Genomic DNA, 16,442 nt, shown 5'->3' with positions numbered 1-16,442 from the left:
CATGGCAACCGAATTCAGCCTGTACAACATCCACTGTGAATGGGGCGAGCACGGCGCCTCCACGCTCGCGCCGCATTGCGACGCCGTTATCGTGGTGGACGTGCTGTCTTTCTGCACCTGTGTGGATGTGGCTGTGGCGCGCGGGGCACGCATCTATCCGTATCCATGGCGCGACGCCAGCGCCGAAACGTTCGCGCGCCGCGCTGGCGCCATGCTGGCGGGGTACAACCGCGGCCAGGCGGGCTATACGCTCTCGCCGGCGTCGCTGCGGGAGTTGCCAGCCGGCAGCAGTCTGGTCCTGCCCTCGCCCAATGGGGCAACGCTGGCACTGGCGACCGGATCGACGCCGACGTTTGCAGGTTGCCTGCGCAACGCGCGCGCCGTCGCAGAAGCCGCGTCGCGGCTGGGCCGGCGCGTGGCAGTGGTCGCCTCAGGAGAACGCTGGGCCGACGGCAGCCTGCGCCCGGCCCTGGAAGATTGGCTCGCGGCCGGTGCGATCGTGCATCACCTGTCGGAAACCGTGGCAGGGTTCCTGCCGCAAGCGCTGTCGCCGGAGGCCCTCGCCGCCCGTGCGATCTATCGAGAGGCGTCGCAGACCGGCATGATGAAAGCGTGGCTGCTCGATTCCGTGTCGGGCCGCGAACTGTGCGAACGCGGCTTTACCGAAGACGTGACGATGGCGTCGCAAACCGATGTGAGCAATGTCGCGCCCATGCTGGTGGAAGGCGCGTTCCGCAACGTCAACCGCAAAACCGAGCGCCTGCCGCAGGACTTCTTTGGCGCAACCCTGCGGACATCGCAGCACCGCCGTCGCACCGCAACCCGCCGCCGACGTCACACTGAGCCCCGGGGGCGCGGCGCCGGGCGAAATCAGGTCAGCGACGTATCCACCTCGCGGCGAGGTGCCTCGAGGTATTCGCGCGACTGCATCTCGACGATGCGCGACACGGTGCGCTGGAATTCGTTGGCCATCTGGCCTTCTGTGTACAGCTCGTCTGCCGGCACCTCCGCCGACATCAGCAGCTTGACCTTGTGGTCGTAGAACACGTCGATCAGCCACGTGAAGCGGCGCGCCTCGGACGCCATGCGCGGCGTCATTTTCGGCACATCGGCCAGGATGACGGTGTGAAAGCGCGAGGCGATTTCCAGGTAATCGTTCTGTGAGCGCGGCCCCCCGCACAGCGTGGCGAAGTCAAACCACACCACGCCGCCGGCCTTACGGGCTGCCCGAATCTCACGATGCTCGATGCGCAGCACCGGCGATTCGTCCGGCACTCCCGCCACGGCGGCAAATGCATCGCGCAATGCCGAGTTGGCCTTGGCGCCCAGCGGCGTGTAGTACGCCTGCACCTGCTCCATTGCGCGCTTGCGGTAATCGACGCCTGCGTCGACGTTGAGGACGTCGAGCTTCTCCTGCAGCAGCGCAATGGCCGGCAGCACACGCTCGCGGTGCAGGCCATCCGGATACAGCAAGTCCGGCCGATAGTTGGACGTCATGACAAACTGCACGCCGTTGGCAAAGAGCTGATCGAGCAAGCGGTGCAGGATCATCGCGTCGGCAACGTCGCTGACATGGAATTCGTCAAAGCAAATCAGGCGGTAGCGCTTGGCGATGCGGCGCGCCAGTTCGTCCAGCGGATCCGCCCGGCCGCGCAGTTCTTCCAGTTGACGATGCACTTCGCGCATGAACTCGTGGAAGTGCAGACGCGTCTTGCGCACCACCGGCACGCAGCTATAAAACGCATCCATCAGGAACGACTTGCCGCGCCCCACCCCGCCCCACATGTAGACGCCACGGGGCAAATCAGGGCGCACGAGCATCTTGCGCAGCGCATTCGAACGACGGGCCTTGTAGGCAACCCATTCGTCGTAGCACCGCTGCAGGCGATCGACAGCGCGTTGCTGCGCTTCGTCAGGCCGATAGCCGCGCGCCTTCAGTTCCTGTAGGTAGGTTTCCTGGACGTTCATCTGCTTGATCTGCTTGGGGCGCCGTTTGCGGGCCCAAATGGACCGATGCCCGGCAATCTTGTGGATTCACCGGGCATCGTGCTTGCCTTGCGGCTTGCGATTTACATATTGAGCTGACGCTTGTCGACGGCCAGCGCAGCTTCGCGCATCACTTCCGACATCGACGGGTGCGGATGGCAGATGCGGCCGATGTCTTCGGCTGCAGCCTTGAACTCCATCGCCACCACGGCTTCGGCAACCAGGTCCGAGGCGTTGGCTGCGACGATGTGCACGCCCAGGATTTCATCGGTCTTCGCATCGGCGATGACCTTCACGAAACCGTCGGAAGCGCCCATGCCCAGCGCGCGGCCGTTCGCCATGAACGGGAACTGGCCAGCCTTGATCTCGCGGCCCTCGGCCTTGAGCTGCTGCTCCGTCTTGCCGACCCATGCAATTTCCGGGTAGGTGTAGATGACCCACGGAATGCAGTTGTAGTCGATGTGCGGCTTCTGGCCGACGATGCGCTCGGCCACGGCCACGCCTTCGTCTTCTGCCTTGTGCGCCAGCATCGGGCCGCGCACCACGTCACCGATCGCCCACAGGTTCGGCAGCTTCGTCGCGCAGTGCTCGTCCACTTCGATAAAGCCACGCTGATCCGCCGCCAGGCCGATCGCTTCCAGGCCCAGGTTGTCGGTGTTCGGCACGCGGCCGATCGACACGATCAGCTTGTCGCACTCCAGCACTTGCGCAGCGCCGGCAGCGTCGGTGTAGTTGACCTTCACGCCCTTGGCCGACGATTCGATCTCGCCGACCTTCACGCCGACGTTGATCTTCAGGCCCTGCTTGGTCAGCAGCTTGTTGGCTTCCTTGGCAACCGATTCGTCAGCCGCGCCGAGGAAGCTCGGCAGCGCTTCGAGGATCGTCACTTCTGCACCCAGACGGCGCCACACCGAGCCCAGCTCCAGGCCGATCACGCCAGCGCCGATTACGCCCAGCTTCTTCGGCACTTCGCCAAACTTCAGTGCGCCTTCGTTGTCGGCAATGGTCACGTTGTCGACCTTCACGCCCGGCAGATGGCGGGCCTTCGAGCCGGTGGCGATGATCACGTGCTTGGCGGTCACGACTTCCGCGCCGGCCTTGCCTGCGATCTCGACCTGATAGCCGGCATCGGTCTTGCCGACGAACTTGCCGTGGCCCTTGAGCAGCGTCACCTTGTTCTTGCGGAACAGGAATTCGATGCCCTTCGTCATCTTGCCGACGATGTCGTCCTTGCGCTTGAGCATCTTGGCCACGTCGACCTTGACGCCATCCACCGTGATGCCGTGGTCGGCCAGGTGGTGGTTCACGTTCTCGAACTCTTCCGACGAGGCCAGCAGCGCCTTCGACGGAATGCAGCCGACGTTCAGGCAGGTGCCGCCCAGGCGCGGCTCGCCCTTCGGATCGTCATAGGGGTTGTCTTCGCAGCAGGCCACGTTCAGGCCCAGCTGACCAGCGCGGATGGCGGCGATGTAACCGCCGGGGCCGGCGCCGATCACCAGCACGTCAAATTCTTTGCTCATGGAGAAATCCTTTAGTCCGTCTTCCCGCTCAGGCGGGAACGACAACAGTCGGTTTAAACCTGTTCACGGTCCGTAGCGAGCGGCCCGAGGTTGGCCTGACGAATTTGCCAGAATCGGCAGCCGTACATGGGTACGGCGGGCATCGCAAGGTCAAGATCGGGGCGTGCAGTAGGACCGTAGGCAGGTTTACAGATCCAGCAGCAGGCGGGCCGGGTCTTCCAGCGCTTCCTTCATCGCCACCAGGCCCAGCACGGCTTCGCGGCCGTCGATGATGCGGTGGTCATAAGACATAGCCAGGTAGTTCATCGGGCGAACCACGACTTGGCCGTTTTCCACCACGGCACGATCCTTGGTGGCGTGCACGCCAAGGATGGCCGATTGCGGCGGGTTGATGATCGGGGTCGACAGCATCGAGCCGAACGTGCCGCCGTTCGAGATCGAGAACGTGCCGCCAGTCAGGTCGTCCAGCGTCAGCTTGCCGTCCTTGGCCTTTTGGCCGAATTCGGCAATCTTCTTCTCGATATCGGCCAGGCTCATCTGGTCGGCATTGCGCAGGATGGGCACCACCAGGCCACGCGGCGAGCCGACAGCGATACCGATGTCGAAGTAGCCGTGGTAGACGATGTCGTTGCCGTCAACCGATGCGTTGATGACCGGGTACTTCTTCAGCGCGTGGACAGCCGCCTTCACGAAGAACGACATGAAGCCCAGCTTCACGCCGTGGGTCTTCTCGAACTGGTCCTTGAACTTGGCGCGCAAGTCCATCACCGGCTTCATGTTGACTTCGTTGAAGGTGGTGAGGATGGCGTTGGTCGATTGCGACTGCACCAGGCGCTCGGCGATACGGGCACGCAGGCGGCTCATCGGCACGCGCTCTTCCGGGCGGTCGCCCAGGGCGGCGAAGTCCACCGGTGCAGCCACTTGCTGCAGCGCCGGACGTGCGGCCTGCGGAGCGGCAGCAGCAGCCGGCTTGGCACCACCAGCGACGGCACCCAGCACGTCACCCTTGGTGATGCGGCCATCGCGGCCCGTGCCAGCGACTTGGCCAGCCGACAGGTTGTTCTCAGCCATCAGCTTGGCGGCCGACGGCATGGCCACGCCACCTGCTGCAGCGGCCGCCGGAGCGGCAGCAGCCGGTGCCGGTGCAGCAGCTGCGGGAGCCGGTGCAGCAGCGGCCGGAGCAGCGGCGCCTGCCTTGCCTTCGGTGTCGATCTTGGCCAGCAGTTGTTCCGACGTCACGGTTGCGCCGTCCGCCACCAGCACTTCAGCCAGCACGCCAGCCGACGGGGCCGGCACTTCCAGCACGACCTTGTCGGTCTCGACTTCGATCAGGATTTCGTCCTGGGCCACGGCTTCGCCCGGCTTCTTCTTCCAGGAGATCAGCGTGCCTTCTTCAACGGACTCGGAAAACTGCGGGACCTTGACTTCAACGATAGCCATTTCGGTGGTTCCTTGGATTCATGTGCGCGTGCTCCTCTTGTGCGGGAGCCGCGCTAATTCGATATACGGTGGAATTCGGGAGCGAAGATGCGTCAAGGCGACAGCCGAAGCTGCCGCCTTGGTACAGAGGTCGCTTACTTGTTCAGCACGAAGCCCTTGAGCTTGCTAAATGCGGCATCGATCAGCGCCTTCTGCTGCTCGTTGTGCTTTGCGTAGTAGCCCACGGCCGGCGATGCCGATGCCGGACGGCCTGCGTAGCCCAGCTTCTGACCCTCGGTCATGTTCTCGAGAATGTAGTGCTGCACGAAGAACCAGGCACCCTGGTTCTGCGGCTCGTCCTGGCACCACACCACTTCAGCGAGGTTCGGATACTTCTTCAGCTCGGCTGCGAACGCCTTGTGCGGGAACGGATAGAGCTGCTCCACACGGATGATGGCCGTGTCGGTCAGGCCACGTTCCTTGCGGGCGTTAACCAGGTCGTAGTAGACCTTGCCCGAGCAGGCCACGACGCGCTTGACCTTGGCGGCGTTCAGATCTTCGGTCGTATCGGCGATCACCGTTTCGAAATGGCCCTTGGCCAGATCCGACAGCGGCGACACAGCGTCCTTGCTGCGCAGCAGCGACTTCGGCGTCAGGATGATCAGCGGCTTGCGGAACATCCGGATCATCTGGCGACGCAGCAGGTGGAAGATCTGTGCCGGCGTGGTCGGCTGCACGACTTGCATGTTGTGGTCTGCGCAGAGCTGCAGGTAGCGCTCCAGGCGTGCCGAGCTGTGCTCCGGACCTTGACCTTCGTAGCCGTGCGGCAGCATCAGCGTCAGACCCGAGGCGCGGCCCCACTTCACTTCGCCCGACGAGATGAACTGGTCGATCACGACCTGCGCACCGTTGGCAAAGTCGCCGAACTGGGCTTCCCAGATCACCAGGGTGTTCGGCTCGGCCGACGAGTAACCGTACTCGAAGCCCATCACGGCTTCTTCCGACAGCACCGAGTCGATCACCGTAAAGGGAGCTTGGCTCTCCGACACGTTCTGCAGCGGGACGTAGCTGCCGGCGTCCCAACGCTCGCGGTTCTGATCGTGCAGCACGGCGTGGCGGTGCGTGAACGTGCCACGGCCGGCATCCTGACCGGTGATGCGCACCGGGTAGCCCGACGCCACCAGCGATGCGAAGGCCAGGTGCTCGCCCATGCCCCAGTCCAGCGGCAGCTCGCCCTTGCCCATCTTGGCGCGGTTGTTGACGACGTTCTCAACCAGCGGGTGCAGCTTGAAGTGATCGGGGATGGCGGTGATGCGCTCGGCCAGACGCTTGAGTTCGGCCATCGGCACAGCAGTATCCGCAGCATCCGTCCACTTGCGGTTCAGGAACGGCAGCCAATCCACTGCGAACTTGTTCTTGAAGTTCGACAGGACCGGGTCGACCGTGTGCTTGCCCGCGTCCATGGCGGCGCGGAATTCCTGCACCAGGGCGTCCGGCTCTTCGGCCTTCAGCGTGTTTTGCGTGACCAGCTTGTCGGCATAGAGCTTGCGCGTGCCGGGGTGCGTGCCGATCTTCTTGTACATCAGCGGCTGCGTCATCGCCGGCGTATCCTGCTCGTTGTGGCCGAGCTTGCGGAAGCAGATGATGTCGACCGCGATGTCCTTCTGGAACTCGGTACGGAAGTCCACGGCCAGTTGCATGGCCAGCACGACGGCTTCCGGATCGTCGCCGTTGACGTGCAGGACCGGCGCTTCGATCATCTTGACCACGTCGGTGCAATACAGCGTTGAGCGCGAGTCGCGCGGGTCCGACGTCGTGAAACCGATCTGGTTGTTGATGACGATGTGGATCGTGCCGCCCGTGCCGTAACCACGCGTTTGCGCGAGGTTCAGCGTTTCCATCACAACGCCCTGGCCTGCGAAGGCCGCATCGCCGTGCACCTGCACAGCCAGCACTTGCGCGCCGTGCTTGTCACCGCGACGCTCCTGACGTGCCTTGACCGAGCCTTCCACGACCGGGTTGACAATTTCCAGGTGCGACGGGTTGAACGCCAGCGACAGGTGGACGGGGCCACCCGGGGTCGTCACGTCGCTCGAGAAGCCCTTGTGGTACTTCACGTCGCCGGCCGGCAGGTCGTCCACGTGCTTGCCTTCGAATTCGGCAAACAGGTCCGCCGGCATCTTGCCCAGCGTGTTGACCAGCACGTTCAGACGGCCGCGGTGGGCCATGCCGATCACGATTTCCTGCACGCCCTTGGCGCCGGAATGCTGGATCAGTTCGTCCATGGCCGCGATGAAGCTCTCGCCGCCTTCCAGCGAGAAACGCTTCTGACCGACGTACTTCGTATGCAGGAAGCGCTCGAGGCCTTCAGCGGCCGTCAGGCGTTCCAGGATGTGCTTCTTCTTTTCAGCCGAGAACGTCGGCTTGGAGCGAATGGTTTCCAGACGCTCTTGCCACCAGCGCTTCTGTGCCTGGTCGCTGATGTACATGAATTCCGCGCCGATCGAACCGCAGTACGTTTCGCGCAGGTTGTTGAGCAGCTCGCGCAGGCTCATCGATTCCTTGCCGAAATACGTATTGCTGGCGTTGAAAACGATGTCCTGGTCGCTTCGGTGAAGCCGTAGAAAGCCGGGTCCAGATCCGGAACCGGGGGGCGCTCCTGACGCTTGAGCGGATCAAGATCGGCCCAACGCAGGCCCACGTTGCGGTACGCGGCAATCAGCTGCGTTGCCGCCACGCGCTTGCGACCCATGTCGGAATCGGCAGACGCGACGATCGTCCTGATCGGGCCATGCTTGGCGCGCTCAGCGAACGAGGTGACGATGGGGGCGTGGGGGATATCCCGGGCGTTGGAACCGTCGACGGCAGGGACGTTCTGCAGCGCATCGAAGTACGCGCGCAGTGCCTCGCTAACGGACGTGGGATCTTGAAGATACGCTTCGTACTGATCTTCAACGTAGGCGGCGTTACCGCCGGACAGGTACGAAGTGTCCAGGTACTGCTTATACAGCTCTGTCATGGGGCGCTCACTTTTCTCCGGGTCTGCCGGAGTTCAGCGGGTTCATCAACCTTCCGCGACACGGCTTGACCGGTTAGCGGATCGCAAACTAAATCGCCTGAAATCACCTGGTCGGACCGGATCGCGCAAGGCAGAAAGGAGGTACCGAGACAGCTTTTACAGACAAGTTGTGCGGGAAGGACCTAAGTCTTCACGGAGGGGAAGCATAGCATGTTTATAAGCAATATTCCGATTCTTTGACGTGACAAAGGACCGTTGTTATGCCACGTCAAAGCCATGCTTCCATCACATTCAGGCGGGCGAAATACGGTCGACCCAGTCGGTGATCAGGCCGTCCAGCCCGGCGCCCCAGAGCCACTGCGCGCGATCCAGGTCGTTGACGGTATAGCAGCAGACGCGAAACCCCGCGGCGTGTGCCTCGTCAATGATCTCCGGTGTCAGTTCGCGATGATTGGCGTCGAGGGCAACACAATCCAAAGCGTGCAGGCGATCGAGCCAATCCGCAGGCAGTTTGTCGAGCAGCAACGCGCGAGGCAATTCCGGCGCAGCCTCGCGCGCGGCTGCCAGCGCGTCTTCGGAAAACGACGACAGCAGCGGCGGCACCTCGGCGCCGGCCCACAGCGTGCGGGCGTCGAGCGCGACAGCGGCGCCCGTGCGCCACTCCGCGCCAGGCACCGGCTTGATCTCGATATTGGCGAGGAAGTTGTTGGCGCGCAGGTAGCGCGCGATGGCTGCCAGCGTGGGCACAGGCTCGCCGGCGTAGGCAGGGCTGTGCCAACTGCCGGCGTCCAGTTGCGCGATCTGTGCAAGCGTGAGCGCGTCGAGGCGGCCGGCACCATTCGTGGTGCGCTCCAGCGTGGCGTCGTGCAACAGGACCGATGCGCCGTCACCGGACAGCTTCACGTCGAACTCGAACATGCGGTAGCCGAACGAAGCGCCATGTCGGAAGGCGGCTAGCGTGTTCTCGGGCGCCAGCTTGCCCGCTCCGCGGTGCGCAATCGCACGCGGATACGGCCAGGCCGGCAAAGCGCGCGCGCCGCTCATGCCAGGGCCTCGATGCGGCGCGTGGTTTGCGGGTCGAACCAGTGCAGATGTTCTGCCGAGGCGGTGATCGGGAGCTTGTCACCAGCCTTTACGCTGGCGTGCGGCTCAAGACGAACCACGACCGGATGACCGGCCAGCGTGCCATACGCGAACGCGTCCGCGCCGAGCGCCTCGACCACGCGCACGTCGATCAGGGCGATGGCCTGATCGGCGGAGCATGGTTCGATGTGCTCGGGGCGCAAACCCATCAGCGCGCGCTCGGGCAGATGCAGACCCATCGGCAGGTGGCCGAGCGTGGCGGCAGCGTCGCCCTCCTTCGCGCCGTCTACCCGAATCTGCGTGCCGCCGCCGGCATGGCGCGACACGGGCACGAGGTTCATCGGCGGCGAACCGATGAAACCGGCCACGAACGTGCTGGCCGGACGCGAATACACCTCAAGCGGTGTGCCGATCTGCTCAACGCGGCCGCCGTTGAGCACCATCATGCGATCGGCCAGCGTCATCGCTTCGACCTGATCGTGCGTGACGTACAGGCTCGTGGTGCGCAGACGGCGATGCAGATCCTTCAGTTCCAGGCGCATCTGCACGCGCAGCTTGGCGTCGAGGTTGGAAAGCGGCTCATCGAACAGGAACACGGCCGGCTCACGCACGATCGCGCGGCCCATGGCCACACGCTGGCGTTGGCCGCCCGAGAGCTGGCGCGGCTTGCGATCCAGCAGCTTGCCCAGTTCGAGAATGCCCGCGGCCTGCTCCACACGGGCTTGAATATCGCTCCTGGGCAAGCCGCGGATCTTCAGCCCGTAGGCCATGTTGTCGAACACGCTCATGTGCGGATACAGGGCGTAGTTCTGGAACACCATCGCGATATCGCGCTCGGCCGGCTCGAGTTCGTTGACGACGCGGTCGCCAATCCAAACCTCGCCGCCGGTAATGGGTTCGAGGCCCGCCACCATGCGCAGCAGCGTGGACTTGCCGCAGCCCGACGGGCCGACGATGACGATGAACTCCCCGTCGCCGATTTCCATGTCGATGCCGTGCACGACCTGGAGGTTGGCGTAGTGCTTCTGGACGTTGCGTAGCGAAAGTTTTGCCATCTTGCTTCTTTTACTTTTCGGTTTCGACGAGGCCCTTCACGAACCACCGCTGCATGCCGATCACGATTGCCGCGGGCGGCAGCATGGCCAGCATCACGGTGGCCATCAGCAGGTTCCAGTCGGTGGCGGAATCGCCGGAGCGGGAGATCATTTGCGTCACGCCCAGCACGATGGGGGTCATGTTCTTTTCCGTCGTGATCAGCAGCGGCCAGAGGTACTGGTTCCAGCCGTAGATGAACTGGATCACGAACAGTGCCGCGATGCTGGTGCGCGAAAGCGGCAGCACCACGTCCCAGAAGAACTTCAGCGGGCCCGCGCCATCGATGCGCGCGGCTTCCGCCAATTCATCGGGAATGGTCAGGAAGAACTGCCGGAACAGGAACGTGGCCGTGGCCGACGCGATGATCGGAATCGTCAGGCCCGCGTAGCTGTTCAGCATGCCAAGATCCGACACAACCTTGTACGTGGGCAGGATCCGCACTTCCACCGGCAGCATCAACGTGACGAAGATGAGCCAGAAGAATGTCTTGCGCAGCGGGAACTTGAAATAGACGATCGCGAAGGCCGAGATGATCGAAATCGCGATCTTCCCGAGCGAGATGCCCAACGCCATGATCAGGCTGTTCATGAGCATGGTGCCGACTGGCGTGGCCGAATTGCCCATGCCCGACGTGAGCACCGTGCGGTAGTTTTCGATGAGGTGCGGACCGGGGATCAGCGTCATGGGGGCCTGCAGCACGTCTTCGGCCGTCAACGACGACGCGACGAACACGACATACACCGGAAACGCCACGACGATCACACCGAGAATCAGCACGACGTGGGTGAGGAAGTCCAGGAACGGACGGCGTTCAATCATGGTGCGGTTGCCCTCCTTTCAGTATTGGACTTTGCGTTCGACGTAGCGGAACTGGACGATCGTCAGCACGATCACCAGGCCCATGAGGATCACCGACTGCGCCGCCGATCCGCCGATATCGAGACCGCGCACGCCGTCTTGGTAGACCTTGAACACGAGCGTCTCCGTCGCCTTGAACGGCCCGCCCTGCGTGACCGAATCGATGATGGCGAAGGTGTCGAAGAACGCGTACACGACGTTCACCACCATCAGGAAAAACGTGGTAGGCGACAGCAGCGGGAACACGATCGACCAGAAGCGCTTCCACGGCCCGGCGCCGTCAATGGCCGCCGCTTCCATCAGCGACTTCGGAATGCTTTGCAGACCCGCCAGGAAGAAGAGGAAGTTGTAGCTGATCTGCTTCCAGGCCGCGATGATGACCACCAGCGTCAGCGCCTGCCCGCCGTTGAGCACGAAGTTCCAGTCCACGCCCAACTTGCGGATCACGAACGAGACGATGCCCAGCGAGGGGTTGAAGAGGAAGCTCCACAGCACGCCCGCAACGGCCGGCGCAATCGCGTACGGCCAGATCAGCAGGGTCTTGTAGAACGTGGCGCCACGCAGCGCACGGTCGGCAAAGTACGCCAGCGCCAGCGAAGTGCCGAGACCGACCAGAGCGACGCCAATGGCGAACACGGCTGTGGTCTGGAACGAGCCGAGATAGGTCGGATCAGCAAAGAGGTCGTGAAAGTTCTCCAGCCCCACGAATTCGAGGTTGATGCCGAAAGCATCCTGGCGCAGCAGCGACTGATACAGCGCTTGCCCGGCCGGCCAGAAGAAGAACACCAGAGTGATGACGATCTGCGGGGCCACCAGCACATACGGCAGCCAGCGCGATCGAAAAACGACGCGTTTTTCCATGCGACATTCCAAAAACGCACCGCCGGCCGGTGCAAGCGCACGAGGCCGGCGGTTTAGACGAGCGCTGAATCGGCGCTTATTCCTTGACGGTCTTTTCGAAGCGGACGAGCAGCTCGTTGCCGCGTGACACAGCCGTGTCCAGCGCTTCCTTCGGCGTCTTCTTGCCGGCCCAGACCGATTCCAGCTCTTCGTCGATCACCTGACGAATCTGCGGGAAGTTGCCCAGACGGATGCCGCGCGACTTGTCGGTCGTCTTGACGATCATCTGCTTGACGGCCACATCGGCGCCCGGGTTCTTGTCGTAGTAGCCGGACTTTTTCGTCAGTTCATACGCTTCCAGCGTCACAGGCAGATAACCCGTCGACTGGTGCCAGTCGGCCTGCACTTCGGGACGCGACAGGAACGTGAAGAACTTCGCCACGCCCTTGTACTCCTCAGCCTTGTGGCCGCCCATCACCCACAGCGAAGCGCCGCCGATGATGGTGTTCTGCGGGGCTCCAGGCACGCCGGCTTCGTACGGCAGCGGTGCGGGGCTGAAGCTGAACTTGGCGTTCTTGCGGATGTTCGCCAGCGCTGCCGACGAACCCGTGTGCATGGCGCACTCGCCGGCGATGAACTTCGCCTTCGGCTCGTCCTTGCGGCCGGCGTAGGTGAAGTAGCCCTTCTTCTGCATGTCCTGCAGGTTCTCGATGTGCTTGATCTGCACCGGGCCATTGAAGTTCAAGCGAGCCTTGGCACCACCAAAGCCGTTGTTCTCCGTGGCGAACGACACGTTGTGCCACGCCGAGAAGCTCTCCAGATGCACCCACGACTGCCAGTCGGTCGTGTAGCCGCAGGCCACGCCCGCTGCCTTCAGCTTGGCCGCGTCGACAGCCACTTCCTGCCACGTTGCGGGCGGCTTGTTCGGGTCAAGGCCGGCCTTCTTGAAGGCGTCCTTGTTGTAATACATGATCGTCGTCGAGCTGTTGAACGGGAACGACAGCATCTCGCCCTTGTTCGACGTGTAATAACCCGCCACGGCCGGCACGTAGGCCTTCGGGTCAAACTTCTCGCCGGCGTCCTTCATGATCTTGGCGACCGGCACGATAGCGCCCTTGGCGTTCATCATCGTTGCGGTACCGACCTCGAACACCTGCAGGATGGCCGGTGCATTGCCGGCGCGGAAGGCCGCGATGCCCGCCGCCAGCGATTCATCGTACTGGCCCTTGTAGACCGGCACGATCTTGTAGTCGGACTGGCTGGCGTTGAACTTGGTGGCGATCTCGTTCACCTTGTCGTTCAAGGCGCCTTCCATCGAATGCCACCACTGGATTTCCGTCACTGCGTACGCGCCCTGCGCAAACGTACACGCGGCCAGTACTGCTGCGGCCCCCGCAATCTTCTTGATCGACATCATTTCTCCTTGTTTCGACCCGGCGGGCTCCCTCGCTCCGCCCACGGCGCGCCGACTGTAAATGCACGGTCGGTCATTTTTATGACAGCGGGATGTTACTTGGCTTTCTGTCACAAAGAAATCGGGAAATCCCTCCAAGGTTTGGCTTGCAACGGCCGTTAGAATGGATTGAAGACACTCTCTATTGCACCCGCAGCATGCTCGCCCCACCCGCCACTCCTGCCGCTCCGGACTCGCCTGAAACCACGCCGGTCATCGCCGAGCGACGTGTTCCGCTGCCCTTGCATCAGCTCCCGGATGATGCACTGCGCAATATCACAGGCGTCTTCACCGACGTGGATGGAACCCTCACCACGAGGGGGAAGCTGCCCGCGCAGACGTACTCCGCGCTGGAGCGCCTGCATCGCGCCGGCATCAAGGTCGTGCCGGTCACGGGCCGGTCGATTGCCTGGTGCGAAGTCATTGCGCGGTTGTGGCCCGTCGATGCCGTGATCGGCGAAAACGGCGCGTTTGCCATGCGCGTCGATTCGCGCGGGCATCTCGCCACTGACTTTGTTGACGACGCGCAAACGCGCGCACGCAATCTCGAGCGCATCCGTGAAGTCGGTGCGGAAATCCGGCGGGCGGTGCCGGGCTCAGCGCTGGCGACGGATCAGGCCTGGCACGCAGCCGATCTGGCTGTCGATCATGCCGAGCAAGTCCCGCCGCTGCCGCAGCACGCCGTGCAGCACATCGTCGACATCATGCGCACGCACGGAATGCACGCAACCGTCAGCTCGATTCACGTCAACGGCTGGTTCGGCAAGCACGACAAGCTGAGCGCCAGCGTGTCGCTCGCGCGCCGCGCATTCGGCCTGGACCTGCATGCCGAGCGCGAACGCTGGGTCTTCGTGGGCGACTCCGCCAACGATGCGGCAATGTTCGAATTCTTCCCGCTCTCGGTGGGCGTGGCCAACGTGCTGGACGTGATCGATACGCTGCCCGTACCGCCGACGTACCTCACTGAGGCCGAAGGCGGCGGCGGCTTTGCCGAAGTCGCCGAGCGCATCCTGGAAGCGCGATCCCTCGCCCTGCCCGCGCCGCGCGCCTGAGGCGAAATCCTCGTACCGCGACACGAACTGGAGTTTGGCGTTGTCTGCCGCACACGGCACGCCGCTTGCGCCGAAATTGGGCGTTGCACCGCTTTGCACCATGTGACGGCCTCACAACGGTGCATGCGGCGCGACGCCTTTTCACGCAACCGACAGGAGCCCTCTATGCAAACAGAGAAACTGCGCCAGCGTTTTGAACATGCGGAAAGCACCATCGCCGAACTGGCCCGGACCTGTGCGTCGCACAAGGACGTGCCTGACTCGCTGAAGCAATCGATCCAGCAACTGGATGACCAAGCCCGCCAATGCCACTCACGGCTGGAAGGTGCTGAAGACCAGCAGACCTTCGTCGAGGCCGTCGACAGGCTGGAAGCGTATTCCGATCGCGCGAAAATGGCCTGCCAGAACGCCACCGGCAAGGTAGACCAGTCCGTGGAATCTGCCGTGATGCGCGCCCACGAAGAACTGTCCCAGTTGAAGCACAAGCTGCACTAAGCGCACCCCTATTCACGCACAAAAAAAAGAGGCGGATTCCCATATCGGAAATCCGCCCAATCCCAATCGCCAAGCTCGACGATATTCGGTGGACTGGCCCTGCTGACGGTGCGTCAGTCGAAGCCCAGCTCCTGCAATTTGCGCGTGATGGTGTTGCGGCCGATGCCCAGCCGCGTTGCCGCCTCAACACGACGACCGCGCGTGACACCAAGCGCAGCCTCCAGAATCGCCTTCTCGAAGCGACGCGTGAGCGCGTCCATCACATCGGGCTGGCCAGCCTCGAGCATGGCCTTGGCCTCGCCCGCAAGCGCGCGCTCCCAGCCTGCAGCGATGGATGCCCCTACTGAAGTCGTCGAAAGCAACGTATCGACCGACGGCGTCACGCCATACGGTTCGCCACCATGCGACGGCTCGCCGATGAAGGCGGGGCGCGCCGGGGCATCGCCCATGGCCGGCAGCATCTGCGCATTGCCACGCACCAGGTCAGCGGGCAGGTCCTTGGCCTCGATGGTCTGCGCCGGCGCCATCACGGTCAACCAGTTGCAGAGGTTTTCCAGTTGCCGCACGTTGCCGGGGAACGGCAACGTGGCGATATGCGCTAGCGCATCGTCCGACATGCGCTTGGGCTCCACGCCCAGTTCCTTGGCGCTCTTCTGCAGGAAATGGCGCGCCAGCAGCGTGATGTCTTCCGGGCGTTCACGCAACGCGGGCAAGCGCAGGCGGATCACGTTCAGGCGGTGGAACAAGTCCTCGCGGAACAGGCCGTCCTTGACGCGCGTTTCAAGATTCTGGTGCGTCGCCGCGATGACGCGAACGTTGGCCTTGAGCGGGTTGTGGCCGCCCACGCGATAGAAATGCCCATCCGACAGCACGCGCAGGAGCCGCGTCTGCAGATCGAACGGCATGTCGCCGATTTCGTCGAGGAACAGCGTGCCGCCCTCGGCTTGTTCGAAGCGCCCGCGGCGCATGGTCTGCGCGCCCGTAAAGGCGCCACGCTCATGGCCGAACAGCTCGGATTCGAGCAGGTCTTTCGGAATCGCCGCCGTGTTCAGCGCGATGAAGGGGCCGCTCGCACGCGGGCTGTGCTTATGCAGCGCCCGCGCTACCAGTTCCTTACCCGTGCCCGACTCCCCGGTGATCAGCACGGTCACGTTCGACTGCGACAGCCGCCCAATCGCGCGGAACACATCCTGCATGGCCGGCGCCTGACCGAGAATCTCCGGCGCATCGCTCAGGCGATCGTCGATTTCCTCTTCACGCAGGCTCTCTTCCAGCGCGCGGCGGATCAGCTCGACCGCGCGATCCACGTCGAACGGCTTGGCCAGGTACTCGAACGCACCGCCCTGGAACGCCGCTACGGCGCTGTCCAGGTCCGAATACGCCGTCATGATGATGACCGGCAGTCCGGGATGCTTGGTCTTGATGGCCTGCAGCAGATCGAGCCCCGAACCGCCCGGCATGCGGACGTCGGAAATCAGGACTTGCGGTGTTTCTTCGTCGAGCGCGTTGAGCGCGTCGCGCACGTTGGTAAAGCTGCGCGAGAGCAGGCTCTCACGTGCGAGCGCCTTCTCGAGGACCCAGCGGATGGATTGATCGTCGTCGACTATCCAGATTGGCTTCAT

11 protein-coding genes and 2 pseudogenes are annotated in these 16,442 nt (G+C 63.4%); 3 read left to right on the top strand and 10 right to left on the bottom strand.

Going from position 1 to position 16,442, the window contains the following annotated elements:
- Position 1 precedes the first annotated feature (1 nt).
- Positions 2-843, top strand: a pseudogene (locus tag FUT88_RS01495) (2-phosphosulfolactate phosphatase).
- Between the two features lie 27 nt (positions 844-870).
- On the opposite strand, the gene zapE reads toward FUT88_RS01495, so the two are convergent.
- The 9 genes and pseudogenes from zapE to ugpB form a co-directional block, all read right to left on the bottom strand.
- Entirely contained in the window at positions 871-1,968 is a 1,098-nt protein-coding gene (gene zapE / locus FUT88_RS01490) for a cell division protein ZapE (RefSeq protein WP_147213519.1), read from the bottom strand.
- A gap of 101 nt (positions 1,969-2,069) precedes the next feature.
- Positions 2,070-3,506 (bottom strand): dihydrolipoyl dehydrogenase, encoded by a 1,437-nt coding sequence (lpdA, locus tag FUT88_RS01485; RefSeq protein WP_147213518.1) that lies wholly within the window; start codon positions 3,504-3,506, stop codon positions 2,070-2,072.
- Between the two features lie 186 nt (positions 3,507-3,692).
- On the bottom strand, positions 3,693-4,946 hold the full coding sequence (gene odhB, locus FUT88_RS01480; RefSeq protein WP_024975929.1) for a 2-oxoglutarate dehydrogenase complex dihydrolipoyllysine-residue succinyltransferase: 1,254 nt from the start codon (positions 4,944-4,946) through the stop codon (positions 3,693-3,695).
- A gap of 134 nt (positions 4,947-5,080) precedes the next feature.
- Positions 5,081-7,944: pseudogene (locus FUT88_RS01475) on the bottom strand (2-oxoglutarate dehydrogenase E1 component).
- Between the two features lie 291 nt (positions 7,945-8,235).
- The gene (gene ugpQ, locus FUT88_RS01470) at positions 8,236-8,988 is read right to left on the bottom strand and encodes a glycerophosphodiester phosphodiesterase (RefSeq protein ID WP_147213516.1); all 753 of its coding nucleotides are present in this window, start codon (positions 8,986-8,988) and stop codon (positions 8,236-8,238) included.
- Positions 8,985-10,082, bottom strand: a complete 1,098-nt coding sequence (locus tag FUT88_RS01465) for a sn-glycerol-3-phosphate import ATP-binding protein UgpC (protein ID WP_147213515.1) — start codon at positions 10,080-10,082, stop codon at positions 8,985-8,987. Before FUT88_RS01465 ends, ugpQ begins: the two co-directional genes overlap by 4 nt.
- 10 nt (positions 10,083-10,092) lie before the next feature.
- On the bottom strand, positions 10,093-10,941 hold the full coding sequence (gene ugpE / locus FUT88_RS01460; RefSeq protein WP_027677598.1) for a sn-glycerol-3-phosphate ABC transporter permease UgpE: 849 nt from the start codon (positions 10,939-10,941) through the stop codon (positions 10,093-10,095).
- 18 nt (positions 10,942-10,959) lie between these two features.
- On the bottom strand, positions 10,960-11,841 hold the full coding sequence (gene ugpA / locus FUT88_RS01455) for a sn-glycerol-3-phosphate ABC transporter permease UgpA (RefSeq protein ID WP_147213514.1): 882 nt from the start codon (positions 11,839-11,841) through the stop codon (positions 10,960-10,962).
- Between the two features lie 76 nt (positions 11,842-11,917).
- Positions 11,918-13,234: a sn-glycerol-3-phosphate ABC transporter substrate-binding protein UgpB gene (ugpB, locus tag FUT88_RS01450; RefSeq protein WP_147213513.1), complete on the bottom strand. Its 1,317-nt coding sequence runs from the start codon at positions 13,232-13,234 to the stop codon at positions 11,918-11,920.
- Between the two features lie 197 nt (positions 13,235-13,431).
- Between ugpB and FUT88_RS01445 the strand changes: the two genes are divergently transcribed.
- Positions 13,432-14,325, top strand: a complete 894-nt coding sequence (locus tag FUT88_RS01445; RefSeq protein ID WP_147213511.1) for an HAD family hydrolase — start codon at positions 13,432-13,434, stop codon at positions 14,323-14,325.
- 165 nt (positions 14,326-14,490) lie between these two features.
- Entirely contained in the window at positions 14,491-14,820 is a 330-nt protein-coding gene (locus FUT88_RS01440) for a hypothetical protein (RefSeq protein ID WP_147213510.1), read from the top strand.
- Between the two features lie 113 nt (positions 14,821-14,933).
- On the opposite strand, the gene ntrC is transcribed toward FUT88_RS01440, so the two are convergent.
- Positions 14,934-16,442 carry a nitrogen regulation protein NR(I) gene (ntrC, locus tag FUT88_RS01435; RefSeq protein WP_147213509.1) on the bottom strand — a complete coding sequence of 503 codons (1,509 nt, stop codon included), beginning with the start codon at positions 16,440-16,442 and terminating at the stop codon, positions 14,934-14,936.

The sequence above is a fragment of the Ralstonia sp. TCR112 genome (genome assembly GCF_007997035.1).
Lineage (GTDB): Bacteria > Pseudomonadota > Gammaproteobacteria > Burkholderiales > Burkholderiaceae > Ralstonia > Ralstonia edaphi.
This window is presented reverse-complemented; position numbering and strand designations above follow the sequence as displayed.

Coding starts and splice junctions, on each gene's coding strand:
- zapE (WP_147213519.1), bottom strand. CDS start 1,968: ATGAACGTCCAGGAAACCTACCTACAGGAACTGAAGGCGCGCGGCTAT.
- lpdA (WP_147213518.1), bottom strand. CDS start 3,506: ATGAGCAAAGAATTTGACGTGCTGGTGATCGGCGCCGGCCCCGGCGGT.
- odhB (WP_024975929.1), bottom strand. CDS start 4,946: ATGGCTATCGTTGAAGTCAAGGTCCCGCAGTTTTCCGAGTCCGTTGAA.
- ugpQ (WP_147213516.1), bottom strand. CDS start 8,988: ATGAGCGGCGCGCGCGCTTTGCCGGCCTGGCCGTATCCGCGTGCGATT.
- FUT88_RS01465 (WP_147213515.1), bottom strand. CDS start 10,082: ATGGCAAAACTTTCGCTACGCAACGTCCAGAAGCACTACGCCAACCTC.
- ugpE (WP_027677598.1), bottom strand. CDS start 10,941: ATGATTGAACGCCGTCCGTTCCTGGACTTCCTCACCCACGTCGTGCTG.
- ugpA (WP_147213514.1), bottom strand. CDS start 11,841: ATGGAAAAACGCGTCGTTTTTCGATCGCGCTGGCTGCCGTATGTGCTG.
- ugpB (WP_147213513.1), bottom strand. CDS start 13,234: ATGTCGATCAAGAAGATTGCGGGGGCCGCAGCAGTACTGGCCGCGTGT.
- FUT88_RS01445 (WP_147213511.1), top strand. CDS start 13,432: ATGCTCGCCCCACCCGCCACTCCTGCCGCTCCGGACTCGCCTGAAACC.
- FUT88_RS01440 (WP_147213510.1), top strand. CDS start 14,491: ATGCAAACAGAGAAACTGCGCCAGCGTTTTGAACATGCGGAAAGCACC.
- ntrC (WP_147213509.1), bottom strand. CDS start 16,442: ATGAAGCCAATCTGGATAGTCGACGACGATCAATCCATCCGCTGGGTC.